This is a genomic window from Desulfosarcina variabilis str. Montpellier (assembly GCF_048565275.1).
Taxonomy (GTDB): Bacteria; Desulfobacterota; Desulfobacteria; order Desulfobacterales; family Desulfosarcinaceae; genus Desulfosarcina; species Desulfosarcina variabilis.
Genome location: NZ_CP159846.1, coordinates 5,638,038 through 5,653,590, shown reverse-complemented (window position 1 = coordinate 5,653,590; position 15,553 = coordinate 5,638,038). Strand labels below are relative to the sequence as shown.

Below are 15,553 nucleotides of genomic sequence, written 5' to 3'. Positions count from 1 at the left end.
ACGATTCCGACGACGATTATAAACAATCATTTGTCAATTGAAGTCATTATATTAAGTGTTGATCGAAGGAGGTCATCATGAGTCTGATTGAGAAAAGCATCAATGCGATCATACCGCCCGATGAGGCCATTTTTAACCAGGCCAACCAGCGTCTGGCCGACCAGGCGCGTCCTGCAGGCAGCCTGGGGATGCTGGAAAGCGTTTCGGCGCGTCTGGCTGCCATTTTCGGCACCCTGGACGTGCGTTTGACGAACAAGGTGATCATCACCTGCGCCGGCGATCACGGCGTGACCGAAGAAGGAGTCAGTCTCTTTCCGCAAGAAGTCACTCCCCAGATGGTGTTCAACTTTGTCGGTGGGGGGGCATCCATCAATGTTCTTGGCAAGCATGCCGGAGCGCGGGTGATTGCCGCCGACCTGGGCGTCAATTTCGATTTTGATCCAGGCCTTCCAATCTTTCACAAGAAAGTGGCCAAGGGCACGGCCAATTTTGCCCGCGTGCCGGCCATGACCCGCGAGCAGGCCGAGCAAAGCGTTTGTGCGGGGATTGAAATCGTCAATGAGCTGATGGCCCGGGGACCGCTGGATATGCTGGGTACCGGCGACATGGGGATCGGCAACACCACACCGTCGTCGGCGATTATCGCTGCATTTTCCGGTATTCCTGTTGAGAAACTCACCGGACGGGGAACGGGCATCGACGATAGCGCCCTGGCCAACAAGGTCCGGGTGATCGAAAAGGCTTTGGCACTGCACCGGCCTGATCCAACGGATCCGCTGGACGTGCTGGCCAAAGTCGGCGGATTCGAGATCGGTGGCCTGGCCGGCCTGGTTATCGGTGCGGCGGCCGCAGGTATTCCCGTGGTGTGTGACGGGCTTATCGCCACGGCCGGAGCCCTGGTTGCCTGCGAGCTGGCGCCGGCAGCCAAGGATTATCTGTTTGCCAGCCACCGTAGCGTGGAAGTCGGCCATGCCTTTATGCATAAGCACTTGGGCGTGGAGCCCCTGCTGGACCTTCAGTTCCGGTTGGGGGAGGGGACCGGGGCGGCCGTGGCCATGGAACTGTTGGATGCGTCCACACGGGTCCTTGCCGATATCAAAACCTTTGAAGAGGTAGCGATAGAAGACCAGCAGAAAAAAAGCTAAGAGCCTGGTTGAAGGGATTTATCAAACAGGCGCTTAGAGCAATTTCGGTGGACACCTTCAGCATCATCCGTATACACTGATAAGCGACCCATGCTTGACCCAAGGCGCCGCTGATACAAGCGAATAGGAGTAATCAACCTAAAACCGTGCAGCATTACCTGTCATCGAAATGCCAACATTACGAAACATTATCGATGGGTTGACTGTTCAGGGAAACGACTCCGAAAACTGGATCGAGCTCGTTCGTGATCTGAGCGAGCCCATCTTGCAACAGCCGTCTGACATTCAATTTTCCAAGCGCTGGGCTGAAGACAAAGATATCCTTACCATTGCCGCTTTGGAAGGATTCGTGAAGGAGATCGACTTCATGGCCCAGGCTTTGGAAGAAGGCGATATCTGCCTGTTACTGGAGCATGGCGATAAAATTTGTGCCTTTGCATGGGTCACGTTTCGGGATTACCGATTGGATTTATGGCATACCCTGCATTTGCTGCCCGGTTATGCGTATTTGGTATATATCTTTGTGAGACCGGAATTTCAGCGCAAGGGCGTCGGATATTATCTGCTTTGTTCGATCATGGGGCATCTGAAAGAGATGGGCTGCGAATATCTGATTTCCGGTATGTTCGCAAGCTGGAAAATATCAATTGGCCTGCACCGTAAGGCGGGTTTTCGAATCAATAAAAAATTTATAAAAAGACGATTCCTGCGCTTTCTTCCTTATCCGCCCAAAAAAGTCACGATTGATTCGTGACTTTCTTGGGTTTTTTAAGGATCAGCGCTGATGACGTTCCATGATGCGCTCAACCGCCTGACGGGCAACCCCTTGAAAGATGCCCGGTAAGGCCTCAGCTACCGTTGAGGCGGGCAGCCATTTTCTTTGCCGGTCCGTTTCCCACCCGTCCGTTTCACCGACGACCGTTGCCAGGAAAAAGGTGAATCGTTTGGCATGGCTATCGCCTGATGTTTCAATTGAAGGTAGCCTGTCCCCAATGTCCACCAGATAGCCGGACTCTTCCTCGCATTCACGTCTGGCTGCTTTTTCAAGAGATTCCCCTTTTTCAACCGAACCGACGGGAAATACCCATTGATTCTCATACTTACGGGCTGAGACGACCAGTACGACAGGCTCTTTCCCATTTTCACAGCGGTACGCTACAACGCCGGCTTTTTCCTTTGGTGCTTTTTTCTGCATATCCCTTTCCGATCTTTTTTTACTAATGATTACAATTGGTAATGTGAAATTTCCTTGTTTTTGGATCGACACCAGGTTAACAAAAAATCAGGCTGTTTTTCAATTCATGTCGCTGTTTTCTTTTTTTCCTGTGCCATTGCCATAATATGCGGCTCGGGCTTGAGTGGGGGGGAATAAAATGATAATTGAGGTCGACGTCAGACGGCCATGAACTGAATTTCTCTTATATCAAGGGGGAAGAATGAAAATTTGTTGTCATTTGACCATTGTCGTTTTGATTGTGAGCCAATTATTGGTGGCGACTGGTTGGGCGTCCCAAGAGGTGGATTCTTTTGAAATGGGCATGAAAGCGCAAACGCTGATGGCCAACAAACAATACGCGCAAGCCGTGGATGTTTTAACCACGGCCGTCAACCAGGACCCCATGAGTTCATGGTTAAGGGGCATGTTGGCCAACAGCTATTACCAGCTAAAGAAGTTTGCCGATGCCAAAAAGCAGTTCGAACTCATCGCGCAAATGGAAAAAGGCAATGATCTGGCAAGGTTTATGATCAGCGTCTTGGAACCGTTAGCTGGATTGGATGAATCGGCCGTTGCAGCCAAAGACAAAGGGCAAAGAGAACTAAGGCCTTATGAAATCGAACAAACATACGGCTCAGCCGTGCTCTATGTTCTGGTGGCGGATGAGAATAAGAAAGTTTTCAAAACGGGCAGCGGGTTTGTCATAACCAAAGATGGATTCGCAGTAACGAATCATCATGTTGTCGTAGATGGCAAATACATCGAGATGCGACTGCCCAATGGCAAGCAGTACCCTGTTGCCCATGTGATCAGCTATGATGCTCCCAGAGATTTGGCCGTGGTGCAATTAGACACAAGCGATCCGTTACCCGTCGTTAAAATGGGAGATTCAGACAAAGTCGTATTGGGTGAACAGGCCGTTGCCATCGGCAGCCCGAAGGGCATGGAGCATACCATATCAGACGGTCTGGTCAGTGCCTGGCGCGATTCAGGCCAGGGGTTCAAGATGATTCAGATCAGTGTGCCCATCTCCCATGGCAGCAGTGGCGGCCCCCTATTCAATATGCGGGGAGAGGTAATCGGGGTGACATCCGCAGGGTTGGAGGACGGCCAAAACCTGAATTTTGCCATCCCCATCAACATTGTCAAAGAGGTGTTAAAGAAACAAGGCAAAGTTTTATTAGCCGACTTGCCAAGTTCAAAAAGTCAGGGTGAAAAGCCAGCCTCACAAACTAAAGTGACCGATGCAGAGCTCATCAAAGATGATAGCGGGAAGGTGGCATGTGTAAACCGCAAGCTCGGCTTTGCTTTTAACCTGACCAATGACGCATGGAATATGAATGAGTCGATCGAGAAAGAACAATATTTCTTAAAGTGCAGTGTGTCTGCATTGCAGGTTCAGTTGAACAGCTATGCGGCTGAAAAAGGGATGACTGAGTCGGCAATGGTTGAAGTCAATGCCAAATATCTCCTGGGAAATGGCTTTTCTCAACAACAGGCGTTTTCCGAAACCGAACTCAATGGCAATCGTGCGTTTGTCGGTGTATTCGATAAAGAAATAGAGCAGGACGGACGCACCTTAAAAGTTCGCTCACCCATGATGCTGATGCTGAAACAAGGGCAGGTGTATTTCTTTTCGCTTTGGTACCTGGAGGAGCTCGAATCCCAGATTTCACCTTATGTTACGGCTATCCAGAAGAGTTTCAGGCTGAGTGGGTCTTAGCGCCTGTTTGATAAATCCGTCTAAGGCCCGCTAACGGCGAACGTAATCAATCCTAACCCCAATGCTGCAACATTGGGGTTAACTTTTATATGGACACAGCTTGGCTCGATCTATTGGTTTGGCTCAGTGGGAATGACTGTCACTGGAATGGGTGAATTTTTCAGGACTTTTTCTGCGACGCTACCAAATCGAAAATGGCCTTTCTCCCCATGGCTGGCCATGACCACCAAATCCATATTTTCCCCTTTTATCAGGTTCAATATCTCATTTGCAGGATCACCGACAGCCACATGTTTGACATAAAGCGGACAGCCTTCCAGGTATTTCTCGCAAATTTGGCCTAACCGGTTGGTTGCCGTTTTGTTTGCATGTTCCATCAGTTCATCGACGTGTTTCTTATCAAATGCCCCATACCAACCGTCATGATGAGCCGTATCCTCGATAACATAAAGGATATGGATTTCTGCATCATATTTTTCGGTAAGTGATTTGACATGGGGTAATGCGGTTTCGGATATTTTGGAAAAGTCTGTTGGCCACAAAATTTTTTTTACCGTCATGATTCCCCCCTTTTTTTTGAACAACTTGATGACCTGTCAAGCTGTTGACTAAAACAGGCGGCATCGGTGCAGATGGAATAAAATCTCTATTCCACTACCCATACCGTACAGTCCCGTGCATGATTGACGATTTTGCTGGAAACACTGCCGAAGAGGAACTCTTCGCTTCGCGAAAGCCCCTGTCTACCCACCACAATGGTGCTATACTCCGTTTGGTCACGTTCGGCCAGAATGCACTTGGCCATCGAGGGACAGTAGCGAAGTGTCGACTGGACCGATACATCCTGCGGGTCGAATCCTTCATTGATCAGAATTTCGCGATAACGCTCGAGCATATCATCAATCTTTTGCTTGTGGGTGTTCAGCCATTTGTCTTTTTCCGCCGGATTGGGGAAGTAATCTTCTTCGGGTTCGGGAATGACATGCAGAATCAGGACCTTGAAACCTTTTAGGCCTGAAAGGAATTGCCCCACGTATGATACTGCCCGGCGGGCGTTTTCCGATTCGTCCACGGCAATGAGGATGTTCCGGTTATATTTATTGTCAGTGTCCATTGTTTTTTACTCCTTGATCACCAAAGCGTTCAGATTGACTTTTGGTAAGCATCCAAATCATGTAGCAATTGTTCCGTGCTTTCGTAAAACCAATTGGCACCTTTGGAAAAATGCATCATGATTGTGTTGAGGGATTCGGGTATGTAAGGGTAAATTTTTTTAAGATTGGCGACGCGATGGTTAAGCACGATGTTCAGATCTTCTTCTACCAGCGTATCCAATGCCGGGTTTTTCTCTTTCTTTAGTGCCGGTAGCAGCACATCTCCCATTCCCGCCAAAAATATCAACACATTGCCTAAACCAAAAAGATCGTAACCATATACATTTTCCCGGTGCCGATAGTTGAAGTCAAAATCAATCCATCGGTATCGTTGGCTATGGCGGTCTATCAGAATGTGGTCCCGCCGAATGTCTCCGTGTTTTTCGCCATGCTCGTGAAGAAAACGGATCGCTTTGATGCATTCAATAAAATTATCTAAAATGACGGGAAAACGATCATGAAAATAGGTTTGATGGTCCAGCTTCATGCTCAGCACATAATCATGGACGGTTTTCCCCTCGATAACTTCAAGCACGCGAATGATATTTTCCGCTTGATCCGTTATCGCATACCCATGCATGAAGTTTTCATGGCCGCTGACCAGTTCCAGAATCCGAGCCTCTTTTCTGGGGCTGCGAAAGCACTCGAAGGCGATGGCGCCGACATGGCTGGTAAACTTTTCGTAAAAGACCAACTTGAGGATCTTTGGGTTTCCGGTTTTTAGATCAATGGCCCGCTTCACCCAAAATTTAACATCGTCATCGATTCCAAACCGTCCTTCCTTGGCATTGTGGCGAATGAGATAGGAATCATCGCCAAGCACAACCACATCACCGTAGTCCACCCGAAAGAAATCAGTTGTGTCGGTAATGATTCGAATGCGTTTAAGGTTATGGGAAGAGGGCAACCAGCGGGCGGCCATTTGGCGGATATCGTCTTCAGATAGGGGCGCTTTCATTTCGATTGCACCTTAAAAAATATTGAATTGCATGGTATGTGAATTGTCTGAGTATATATAAAAAATAAATCGGCATATGCTCTAATGTCAAGTCTTGTGTGGATTCACGGACATTGTTGATACAATGGTCAAAGCGCTGCTTATGCCTGCATTGCTTAACAACCATGCTCACGCATTCATACGAAGTGGACCTGCAGGCATTTTTGCTTTTAGGATCGAAAAGTTAATAAAATGAAAATTGCAATTCCCGCCAATGCACCGGAGCTTGATGCAGTGGTTGAAAAAAGGCTGGGCACGGCAGCCTATTTGCTGGTTGTCGATCTTGATGACATGTCCTTTGAGGCTGTGGCCGGGCCGTCGCCATCCGCAGGTCCGGGGGCCGGTATCGAGGCGGTCTCCATTGTTCTAAGCATGGGGGCAAAGGCGATTCTATCCGGATTTATTTCTCCGTATATTGCCAGCACACTTGAAAAAAACGGGATTGCGGTGATTACGCCGGTTGGCGGCCGGGTAGCGGATGTCATTGAAAAATACAAACAGGGTGCGTTTGTCCAACCGTCGAGTTTGAAGATGGCGCCTGCCCGAGCCATCCCGCCGCTGCGGCCGGCATTCCAAAAAGCGGCAAGGCAGTTTATCAGCATTCTTCCCTTTTTAACCGGCGTCGTTTTGTTGGTCGGACTTTTCCGTGGTTTCGTTTCTCGGGAACTATTGATGACCATTTTTTCAGGCCATGTGATTCAAGATACGCTTTGGGGGGCCTGTCTGGGGAGCATTTTCACAGGCAATCCGGCAAACAGCTATGTGGTCGGCGAAACCTTGCTCAATATGGGCGCCAGTCTGTTTGGTGCGGCAGCCTTGATGATGACCTGGGTAAACGTGGGGGTGTTGCAGCTTCCTGCTGAAATTTCGGCCCTTGGCGCGCGGTTTGCCATCGTCCGGCTGGTCGCCGCTTTTCTGATGGCCATTTTTGTATCGATATTGACCGTAGTTTTGACCGGGGGCCACCTGTGATGAAAAAAGATGCACATCAGGAACAATCGACGGTCAGCCGGAGAAAACAGTACTGGCTTTTTCCCATCGGCATGCTTGCCGTTTATATGGCGGTCTATTGGGTTGCACCACACCGCACCGTCAATGCTCTATTGGAAAGCATAACGGTGCTCAAACAGATCGCGCTGCCATTGCTTGTTGCATTTGTGATGATGGTTGTGCTGAATCTTTTTGTTACCCCTGCCCATGTTACGCGTTTCTTAGGCAGACGTGCAGGAATAAAGGGATTCTTTTTCTCATCCATGGCCGGCATCCTTTCCATGGGGCCTGTGTATGCTTGGCTACCGTTTTTGGCAGCCATCCGGGAAAAGGGGGCCTCTGATTTTTATCTGGCCAACTTTTTGTCCTGCCGGGCCGTCAAACCGGTTCTGCTCCCCCTGATGATCGGCTATTTCGGCTGGCGATTTGCATTGATTTTTACTGCTTTGAATATGATAGGGGCCTTGTTGGTGGCCGCCATGGTGAGTTGGTTTACCACAATTACCAGACGATGAACCATCTTCGTTTACGCAGTTCTCCACAAAACTCAAGTTGGAGACGAAAAGCTCCTGACAAGGTTGTTTTGTAAGCGCGTTAAGTTTCAAGTGGTAAGTGGTGGAACGGATCTGATTTTATATAGGAATCGATAGGATGCCTTTCCTTAACACTTTAAACTTAACACTTAACACGGAACCATAGATCAGGAAAATTTATGCTACTATGCTGGAACAGATATCAGCTATAGCTTTCCGGATAAACGGATTCGTTTATTCTGGTTCCTCCTGTAACTCGGCCAGCGCCGCGTCAGGCCCTAAAATAACCAGAATATCGCTGTGCTTGACCACGAAACGGCCCGTGGGGATCATGATCACGTTTTCCGGCACCATTTCTTTAATGGCGATGACCTGCACACCAAACCGGTTGATCAGATCCAGTTCGATGAGGTTTTTTCCAATAAAAGAATTGGGAGGGGCCAGTTGCACGATGCTGTATCCTTCGATAAAGGGCAAATAGTCGAGCACATTGGGGTTGTCCAGGCGCTGGGCCGCGGTCAGGGCCAGATCCTTTTCAGGAAAATAAATTTCATCGGCACCGATTTTACGTAAGATACGGCCGTGGGGATCGCTGACCGCCTTGGCCACGACCCGTTTGACGCCCAGATCCTTGACATTGAGGGTGGCCAGGATTGAGTTGTTGAGGATGGACCCGATACAGATGACCACGGCGTCCATTTTGCCCAGTTCCAATTCCTTCAGTGCCTGGGGGTCGGTGGCGTCGGCAATCACCGCACGGCTGATCTGATCACGTATTTCCTGGACCTGCTTGGCGTTGATATCGATTCCCAGTATCTCATGACCTTTTTGAAACAGGGCCGTGGCAAGATAAAAACCAAAATTTCCCAGCCCGATAATGGCAAATTGTTTTTTCATTGTAATTATCCGATCATGATATTTTCTTCTGCATAGTGCACGCGGCTGATCCGCTCCTGGCTAACCGCCAGGCCGATCACCATGGGGCCCAGACGGCCGATGAACATGAGCAGGATGATGGTGATGCGGCCCAGTGTGGAAAGACTGCTGGTTGCGCCCGCTGACAGCCCGACGGTGCCAAAGGCACTGATGACCTCAAAAAAAAGTTCCAGAAATCGTCCACGGGTATGGGTATGGGGAAGGTCTCCCAATTCGCTCATCATCAGTACCATGATGGCCAGGGTGATGACCAGCGCACTCATCATTACCACACTGGTGGCCCTGGACATGCTGGTCTCGGTCAAGGTGCGGAGAAACACCTGAGGCCGCCTGAACCCCCGCAGGCGAGATATGCCCATTACCACCAGGCCGGCAACCGTGGTGGTTTTAACGCCACCGCCGCATGATCCGGGACAGGCACCAATGAACATGAGGATGCAAAGAAAAAAGAGGGTTTCGTTGGCCATGAGTCCGATATTGAGCGTGTTGAACCCGGCGGTGCGGGCCGAGATGGATTGAAACAGAGCGGCCAGCAGTCGGCCGGGCATGCTCAAGGGAGCCAAGGTGTTGCGCCATTCCATGCACAGAATCGCCACGGTTCCCACCAGAATCAAGACGGCGGTGGCGGAAAGGGCCAGGCGGCTGTGCAGGCTAAGCCTTCTATGCGTTTTTTTTCTGCTTATATAACAGTCCTTCACATCGGCGATGACCACGAACCCGATGCCGCCGACGATGATCAGGCCGGCCAGGGTGCCATTGATGATCCAATCTTCACGAAATCCCATAAAACTGTCCGCATTCAGCGAGAAGCCTGCATTGCAAAACGCGCTGACGGCATGGAACACGGCCGGATAGGCAGAAGATGACCAGCCTGCCTGGGGAGCGATGCGCAAATACAGACACAGGGCACCGATTGCCTCAATACCCATCGCGGTGAGGAAAATGGCGCGTAGGACTGCGGCGGCGGTCTGTTTGCCTTCGCCATAGGTAAACGTGTCTTTGATCAGGGCCTGCCCGGAAAGGGTCGGTCGGCCCTTCATCATCATCAGCAGCAGGGTTGAGATGGTCAGGATGCCCAGGCCGCCCACCTGGATCAACACCAGGATCACCAACTGGCCGAACAGGCTCAGCTGTGATCCGATATCCATTACCGACAGGCCGGTGACGCAACTGGCCGATGTGGACATGAACAGGGCATCCACAACGTTTAGCGGTTTGTCGACGGTTGCTATGGGGAGCAGCAGCAAAAGGGTGCCGCAGACGATCAGGCCGGCAAAGCCCATGATCGATACCCGGGCCGGCGAACGCAGCAGCCGCATCGAAAGATTCGAGAACAGGGTTGGTATCTTGGTAATTATTTTCAGCAATGATTGCGTCCATTTATTTGAGTGATCTTATCACGTCTGCTGGCCCCACTTGCGCCGTTCGTTATCGTCATTGACCCGCACCATGCGTGCTTCGTCGCCGGAAATCCCTTCCCGCTGCATCTCCTCGCGCACCCGATCCTCAAGGTCGGCACTGATGCGCACCTTGAGCACAATGGGCGATGTCCTGCAGGAAAAAATGCCCAGCCAGACCGTGAAAAACGACATTGTCGCGTTTCAGATGGGTGAGCAGGGCCGTTCGAAAGAAAGCCACAAAGCGTTCCTTGCCCGAGGTAAAGCGATCCAGGATCGTAGGGGCGTCATGGATGGCTCGAACCAGTTGCAGTTTCATTGTTTAGAAACTGAAGATCGTTTTCATCGCTGAGCAGTGACAACCATCCAGACGGTTTGGCACTTTTGCATCGTCTGCGTGGTCAGGCATGATTCAATTTATAGCGTAAAGATCATGGATGATTCAATGTCCAATTTTCAAATCGTCCGTCTTGAGCACCCGGTCAATCGCCTGACAGAGGTCTTCGATGGGCACAATGTCAAGGTCCGTTTTGACATCCTCGCCAATTTTTTCCAGATCGACAATGTTTTTTGCGGGGATTACCACCGACCCCACACCCGCGCGGTGGGCGGCCAGCAGTTTTTCTTTGATTCCCCCCACCGGAAGAATGCGACCGGTCAGGGTCAACTCGCCGGTCATGGCCACGTCCCGGTAACAGGGCCGGCCGGTAATCATGGACAGCACGGCCACGGCAATGGTCACCCCAGCCGAGGTGCCGTCTTTGGGAATCGCGCCGGCCGGGATGTGGATATGAATATCGTGCGTTTCGAAAAACGAATCCGGGATATCAAATCGGTCCACATGGCTGCGAATATAGCTCATGGCTGCCTGAGCCGATTCCTTCATCACCGTGCCCAGTGAGCCGGTGAGCGTCAACTGGTTGGTCCCGCGCATGCGGGTCGCCTCGACAAAAACGATTTCACCGCCGGTGCGGGTCCAGGCCAACCCTGTGGCCACACCGATGCGATCCTTGGCCTGTTTGACTTCAAAAAGGTGACGCGGCGGGCCCAGCAGTTTGCTTACCATTTTTCGATCGATGGTGACTGATTCGGCGCTGTGTCCCCGATCCACTTGAGCAAGGGCGGTCTTACGGCACAGGCTGGCAATTTGTCGTTGAAGGTCGCGCAGGCCGGCTTCACGGGTGTATTCATTGATGATGCGCGTCACTGCGCCGGCGGTGAAGACGATGGGGCGGCCATCCAGCCCGTTGGCCTTGATTTCCCTGGGAATCAAATGGTTGAAGGCAATCCCGGTTTTTTCCGATTCGGTGTAGCCGGACAATTCGATCACCTCCAGACGGTCCAGCAGTGCCTCGGGGATGGAATCAATCGTATTGGCCGTGGCGATGAACATCACCTTGGACAGGTCAAAGGGCAGATCCAGATAGTGGTCCATAAACTGAGGGTTCTGCTGAGGATCGAGCACTTCCAGCAGGGCCGCCGCCGGATCACCCTTGAACTCCTGGCTGATTTTATCCAGCTCATCGAGCATAAACACCGGATTGCAGGTCTCCGATCGACGGATTTCCTGAATGATGCGACCGGGCAGGGCGCCCACATAGCTGCGCCGGTGCCCCCGCAACTGGGCTTCATCCTTCATGCCGGCCAGGGAAATGCTCACAAACCGGCGTTGCATACTTCTGGCGATGGCGCGTCCCAGGGAGGTTTTGCCTGTCCCTGGCGGGCCGATGAAGCAAAGCACCGGGCCGCGGCTATCCAACTGCGTCAGTTTGCGTCGCAAGGCGTTTTCTACCGTACTGCGGATTTCATCGAGCTTGAGCGGCTTTGCCAGAAAATGAAAGGACCCTTTGCGCATGGCCGATACGGCCGCCGGTACGGTCGCATAGCCGGTGATGACAATCACCTCGGTATCCGGATTTTTTTGTTTGGCGGCGCCCAGTACCTGCATCCCGTCGGCTTGGTCCATTTTCAGGTCGGTGATGACCACATCAAAGGATTGGTCCTTTATAAAGTCGATGGCTTCAATCCCATTGGCTGCCGTGGCCACCTGGTAGCCTTCCCGGGTCAGCACATGCTGAAGATTGTTGCGGGTCAGCTTTTCATCATCCACGACCAGGATGTGATGACGTCGCTCGGACTGCAGAATTCTTACCGCCAGGTGCTCCATGACCCGGATTTTAATTTCCGACAGGCCATCGTGCTCGGCATTCAGAACCTGGCGTGCCGTCTTAAGGTCCAGGCAATCTTCAGTGGCATGGTTCCAGGGCAGGTGGGTCAGATAGTCCAGATAGTTGACCCCAATGGTATGCTCGGCACTGCCGGCGGGCATTTTGGCGATTCGATCGATTTCCTTAAGCGTTGTCTTCAAGGCTTCCGGTGGCATGCCTGAATTTTGCAATGCCTGTCGGTACTGGTCGATTTCGCTGATCTGGGTTTCCTGTATTTCCGGTGGGGCCTCCTTTTTGAAGATCCGCATTTTCCGCATTGATAGTCTCCTTGCTTGTTCACATGAGTAGATGGGTGTCAGCCGGCAACAAAGGCACATGGCAGGGGGAACGATTATCCCCCGACAGGTTCCCATGGTCGTCGCTGAAACGAGGATGTTGCGATGTGCAACGGTTTTCGGTTTTTCTGTAACAGGTTATAATATGTTGAAAATAATAGCTATTTCCGTTGACTTGGGCGGTCTGTTGCATATGGCAACGGTTTGGTTCGGATTTTTTTATTGGTCGGGAATAATTAAAATGCATATAAAAACAGTCTGTTAGCATTAGTCGAAAACCATGGCATATGACTTGATAACAACTGTATAGCAAAACTGATGCAGATCGTTTCGGGGCAAGAAGAAAAGGATCGATCGATGAAAACTGTACCCAACAACCAGGAGGTGTGACCCCATGCGAAATCCTTTTAAAAGAGCAAAAAAGATCACCCAGACCGATTCTCCCGTATCCGAGAACGGGCTTCCCGCGGCGACCATCGATGATAACGCGATGTTGACCGAAAAAGATCGTGGCGATGTGGAAGGTCGACTGGTGGTCATGGGGCACGAAAGCATGTTCTCCAATGAAGTCATTGATTATGCCATTGATATGGCCCAGCGCATGTCCTATGAGATTCTGGCCTTGAACAGTGCGCCGCTTTCCTGCGGTGCCTTCAACCTTTTATCGACGTCGCAAAAAAAGCTTTGCGAGGAATTCAAGAGCCTTTCCGAAAAACGTGCCATGTCCTTTCGCCTTCGTGCCGAGGAAAGCGGAATTCCATTTGTCCATGTGGTCAAATTCGACGAAGCCGAAGCGGCGCTGACGAATGTGCAGCGCGAGTACGGCAATATCGAGTTCGTCATCTCCGAGCAGCAACCGCCTTCGACCGTGAATCGCATTGCCGACAGCAATCGGCCTCGCAGTGAGATGCTGGTCTATTCGATGATCTAACGCCGAATGCCGCTGGATCGACTGTGATCGTAATTTGTAAACCGATTAAGGAGAACTTTAAATGGATGCCCATTTTTTTCTGTCCGTGGCACTGGTGTTGATCGCCTTCAGCCTTTGTTTCTGGTTTCGTAAGGAATAACGAATCCACCTGCCTGCGCCTTTGACGCGGGAAGACGATGATTTTATCAATGATGGAGAGGAGTTTGTTGGATGACCCCCGAAATGATTTTGACGATGATCATGCTGGCGTTCGCTGTCGTGCTGTTTGTTTTCGAATGGGTGCGGGTGGATGTCGTCGGCATCATCATGATGGTTCTGTTGCCGCTGACCGGTCTGATCTCACCCAAAGAGGCCTTCGTGGGATTGAGCAGTAATGCCGTCTGTTCCATTATCGCTGTGATTATCATCGGTGCCGGGCTGGATAAAACCGGTGTCATGAACCAGGTCGCCGGGCCGATTATCAAATTGGCCGGTAACAGTGAGAGCCGTGTGATATCCCTGATTTCAGGTGCGGTGGGGGTGATTTCCAGCATGATGCAGAATATCGGTGCGGCGGCACTGTTCTTGCCGGCCACCCAGCGCATCGCCAAACGCATGGATATCCCGGTGTCGCGGATTCTCATGCCCATGGGATTTTGCGCCATTATCGGTGGTACCCTCACGCTTGTGGGAGCCAGTCCCACGATTCTGCTCAACGACCTGATGACCCTGGGGGGAGAAAAACTGGCCCCCTTCGGGCTCTTCACTCAAACCCCCATCGGGATCTGCCTGCTGGTGGCCGCCATTGTCTACTTCCTGCTGTTCGGAAAGTATATTCTGCCGGCCAGCACGGGGGAGACCGATCGCGGCGTAACCGCCGCCCTGATGGAGGAATACAAGGCTCTGGGCAATACTTTCGAACTCACTGTAGCGGACGGTTTTACGGGGCCCAGGACGCTGCAGGACCTTCACATCAGGTCCAAATTCCTGGTCACTGTCGTGGCCGTTCATCATGCCGGCGAAAAACGGACCAACCTGACGCCTCGAAGCAACAACGACATCCAGGCCGGCGATGAGATCGCCGTGGTCGGAAAAGAGAAAAACGTCCGCAAAATGGCACAGGAATTGGGGTGGACACTCAAAGCGGGGCTCGAAACATTTGCCGACAGCCTCGCCCGAACCAGTGCCGGCATGGCCGAGACAGTGGTGTCTCCCCGTTCCGAGCTGATCGGCAAGACCATGAATCAAATCAACTTCAAGGAGCTTTACAACCTCAATCCCGTGGCCTTGTTCAAAGGAAACCGAATCTATTATACCGGTTTGTCTCAGATTGCGTTGGCCATGGGGGACACGTTGCTTCTGCATGGGCCGTGGGAGCGATTTCATTTATTGAAAAATCAGCCGCAACCACGGGTCCTGACCTTTGCTACGCCCCTGGAAGGAGAAATCCTCAGACCCCAGAAAGCCAAGCTGGCCGTTTTCTGGCTGGCCCTGTCACTGCTGCAGATCATCGCTTTCAAGATTCAGCTTTCCGTGGCCTTGATGTCCGGTGCACTGGGAATGATCATTACCGGCGTGCTGAGCGTTGACGAGGCATATCGTTCCGTTGACTGGATGACCGTCTTTTTGCTGGCCGGGTTGATCCCCTTGGGTATGGCTTTCGAGAAGACCGGAACGGCGGCCTTTATCGCCACAAAAGTACTGGGGCTTCTGGGACAGCCGGCACCGATTGTGCTCCTTGCCGTCGTCGGCATTATGACGTCCTGCTTTACTCTGGTCATTTCCAATGTGGGCGCCACCGTGCTGCTGGTGCCGCTTTGCATGAACATGGCCGTGATGGCCGGCGCAGACCCGCGCATGGCAGCCCTGGTGGTGGGCCTGTCCGCGTCGAATACCTTTGTTTTGCCCACCCATCAGGTCAATGCGTTGATCATGCGACCCGGCGGATACCGGACCGTCGATTACGCCAAGGCCGGTTTTGTCATGACCATCATCTTTCTGGTTGTGGAATTGAGCATTCTCTATTTTTTCTACGGCGTTTAAAAAGGA

General features: G+C 51.5%; 15 protein-coding genes. 7 read left to right on the top strand and 8 right to left on the bottom strand.

Annotated features, from left to right (window positions below; all coding sequences use genetic code 11):
* The first annotated feature begins 77 nt into the window (after positions 1-77).
* Together cobT and Dvar_RS25480 are read left to right on the top strand one after the other, a co-directional pair.
* Positions 78-1,145 (top strand): nicotinate-nucleotide--dimethylbenzimidazole phosphoribosyltransferase, encoded by a 1,068-nt coding sequence (cobT, locus tag Dvar_RS25485; protein ID WP_419655936.1) that lies wholly within the window; start codon positions 78-80, stop codon positions 1,143-1,145.
* Positions 1,146-1,314: 169 nt separating this feature from the next.
* Positions 1,315-1,899, top strand: coding sequence for an N-acetyltransferase family protein (locus tag Dvar_RS25480; RefSeq protein WP_419655935.1), 585 nt, complete (start codon positions 1,315-1,317; stop codon positions 1,897-1,899).
* A 21-nt stretch (positions 1,900-1,920) separates the two neighbouring features.
* On the opposite strand, the gene Dvar_RS25475 is transcribed toward Dvar_RS25480, so the two are convergent.
* Positions 1,921-2,340 (bottom strand): NUDIX hydrolase, encoded by a 420-nt coding sequence (locus Dvar_RS25475; RefSeq protein WP_419655934.1) that lies wholly within the window; start codon positions 2,338-2,340, stop codon positions 1,921-1,923.
* A 259-nt stretch (positions 2,341-2,599) separates the two neighbouring features.
* On the opposite strand from Dvar_RS25475, the gene Dvar_RS25470 reads away from it, so the two are divergent.
* On the top strand, positions 2,600-4,084 hold the full coding sequence (locus Dvar_RS25470; protein ID WP_419655933.1) for a trypsin-like peptidase domain-containing protein: 1,485 nt from the start codon (positions 2,600-2,602) through the stop codon (positions 4,082-4,084).
* Between the two features lie 110 nt (positions 4,085-4,194).
* On the opposite strand, the gene Dvar_RS25465 is transcribed toward Dvar_RS25470, so the two are convergent.
* From Dvar_RS25465 to Dvar_RS25455, 3 genes are all read right to left on the bottom strand, one after another.
* Positions 4,195-4,644: a universal stress protein gene (locus Dvar_RS25465; protein WP_419655932.1), complete on the bottom strand. Its 450-nt coding sequence runs from the start codon at positions 4,642-4,644 to the stop codon at positions 4,195-4,197.
* Positions 4,645-4,730: 86 nt separating this feature from the next.
* On the bottom strand, positions 4,731-5,198 hold the full coding sequence (locus tag Dvar_RS25460; protein WP_419655931.1) for a universal stress protein: 468 nt from the start codon (positions 5,196-5,198) through the stop codon (positions 4,731-4,733).
* A gap of 29 nt (positions 5,199-5,227) precedes the next feature.
* Positions 5,228-6,196 (bottom strand): protein kinase domain-containing protein, encoded by a 969-nt coding sequence (locus Dvar_RS25455; RefSeq protein WP_419655930.1) that lies wholly within the window; start codon positions 6,194-6,196, stop codon positions 5,228-5,230.
* 231 nt (positions 6,197-6,427) lie between these two features.
* Here Dvar_RS25455 and Dvar_RS25450 point away from each other — a divergent pair, with 231 nt between their 5' ends.
* Both Dvar_RS25450 and Dvar_RS25445 read left to right on the top strand, forming a co-directional pair.
* Positions 6,428-7,207: a NifB/NifX family molybdenum-iron cluster-binding protein gene (locus Dvar_RS25450; protein WP_419655929.1), complete on the top strand. Its 780-nt coding sequence runs from the start codon at positions 6,428-6,430 to the stop codon at positions 7,205-7,207.
* Complete coding sequence (locus Dvar_RS25445; protein WP_419655928.1) at positions 7,207-7,740, top strand: hypothetical protein; 534 nt, start codon at positions 7,207-7,209, stop codon at positions 7,738-7,740. The genes Dvar_RS25450 and Dvar_RS25445 overlap by 1 nt, the downstream gene beginning before the upstream one ends.
* Before the next feature lie 252 nt (positions 7,741-7,992).
* On the opposite strand, the gene Dvar_RS25440 is transcribed toward Dvar_RS25445, so the two are convergent.
* The 4 genes from Dvar_RS25440 to Dvar_RS25425 form a co-directional block, all read right to left on the bottom strand.
* Positions 7,993-8,655 carry a potassium channel family protein gene (locus Dvar_RS25440; protein WP_419655927.1) on the bottom strand — a complete coding sequence of 221 codons (663 nt, stop codon included), beginning with the start codon at positions 8,653-8,655 and terminating at the stop codon, positions 7,993-7,995.
* Positions 8,656-8,660: 5 nt separating this feature from the next.
* Positions 8,661-10,061 (bottom strand): TrkH family potassium uptake protein, encoded by a 1,401-nt coding sequence (locus Dvar_RS25435; protein ID WP_419655926.1) that lies wholly within the window; start codon positions 10,059-10,061, stop codon positions 8,661-8,663.
* A 30-nt stretch (positions 10,062-10,091) separates the two neighbouring features.
* On the bottom strand, positions 10,092-10,286 hold the full coding sequence (locus Dvar_RS25430; protein WP_419655925.1) for a cytidylate kinase family protein: 195 nt from the start codon (positions 10,284-10,286) through the stop codon (positions 10,092-10,094).
* Positions 10,287-10,533: 247 nt separating this feature from the next.
* On the bottom strand, positions 10,534-12,576 hold the full coding sequence (locus Dvar_RS25425) for a S16 family serine protease (protein ID WP_419655924.1): 2,043 nt from the start codon (positions 12,574-12,576) through the stop codon (positions 10,534-10,536).
* A gap of 412 nt (positions 12,577-12,988) precedes the next feature.
* Between Dvar_RS25425 and Dvar_RS25420 the strand changes: the two genes are divergently transcribed.
* The gene (locus Dvar_RS25420) at positions 12,989-13,525 is read left to right on the top strand and encodes a hypothetical protein (RefSeq protein WP_419655923.1); all 537 of its coding nucleotides are present in this window, start codon (positions 12,989-12,991) and stop codon (positions 13,523-13,525) included.
* Positions 13,526-13,735: 210 nt separating this feature from the next.
* A complete protein-coding gene (locus tag Dvar_RS25415) occupies positions 13,736-15,547 on the top strand; it encodes an SLC13 family permease (protein WP_419655922.1) in 1,812 nt (603 codons plus the stop codon).
* Positions 15,548-15,553: the final 6 nt, after the last annotated feature.

Coding starts and splice junctions, on each gene's coding strand:
- Dvar_RS25415 (WP_419655922.1), top strand. CDS start 13,736: ATGACCCCCGAAATGATTTTGACGATGATCATGCTGGCGTTCGCTGTC.
- Dvar_RS25450 (WP_419655929.1), top strand. CDS start 6,428: ATGAAAATTGCAATTCCCGCCAATGCACCGGAGCTTGATGCAGTGGTT.
- cobT (WP_419655936.1), top strand. CDS start 78: ATGAGTCTGATTGAGAAAAGCATCAATGCGATCATACCGCCCGATGAG.
- Dvar_RS25480 (WP_419655935.1), top strand. CDS start 1,315: ATGCCAACATTACGAAACATTATCGATGGGTTGACTGTTCAGGGAAAC.
- Dvar_RS25465 (WP_419655932.1), bottom strand. CDS start 4,644: ATGACGGTAAAAAAAATTTTGTGGCCAACAGACTTTTCCAAAATATCC.
- Dvar_RS25430 (WP_419655925.1), bottom strand. CDS start 10,286: ATGTCGTTTTTCACGGTCTGGCTGGGCATTTTTTCCTGCAGGACATCG.
- Dvar_RS25460 (WP_419655931.1), bottom strand. CDS start 5,198: ATGGACACTGACAATAAATATAACCGGAACATCCTCATTGCCGTGGAC.
- Dvar_RS25440 (WP_419655927.1), bottom strand. CDS start 8,655: ATGAAAAAACAATTTGCCATTATCGGGCTGGGAAATTTTGGTTTTTAT.
- Dvar_RS25425 (WP_419655924.1), bottom strand. CDS start 12,576: ATGCGGAAAATGCGGATCTTCAAAAAGGAGGCCCCACCGGAAATACAG.
- Dvar_RS25445 (WP_419655928.1), top strand. CDS start 7,207: ATGAAAAAAGATGCACATCAGGAACAATCGACGGTCAGCCGGAGAAAA.
- Dvar_RS25420 (WP_419655923.1), top strand. CDS start 12,989: ATGCGAAATCCTTTTAAAAGAGCAAAAAAGATCACCCAGACCGATTCT.
- Dvar_RS25475 (WP_419655934.1), bottom strand. CDS start 2,340: ATGCAGAAAAAAGCACCAAAGGAAAAAGCCGGCGTTGTAGCGTACCGC.
- Dvar_RS25455 (WP_419655930.1), bottom strand. CDS start 6,196: ATGAAAGCGCCCCTATCTGAAGACGATATCCGCCAAATGGCCGCCCGC.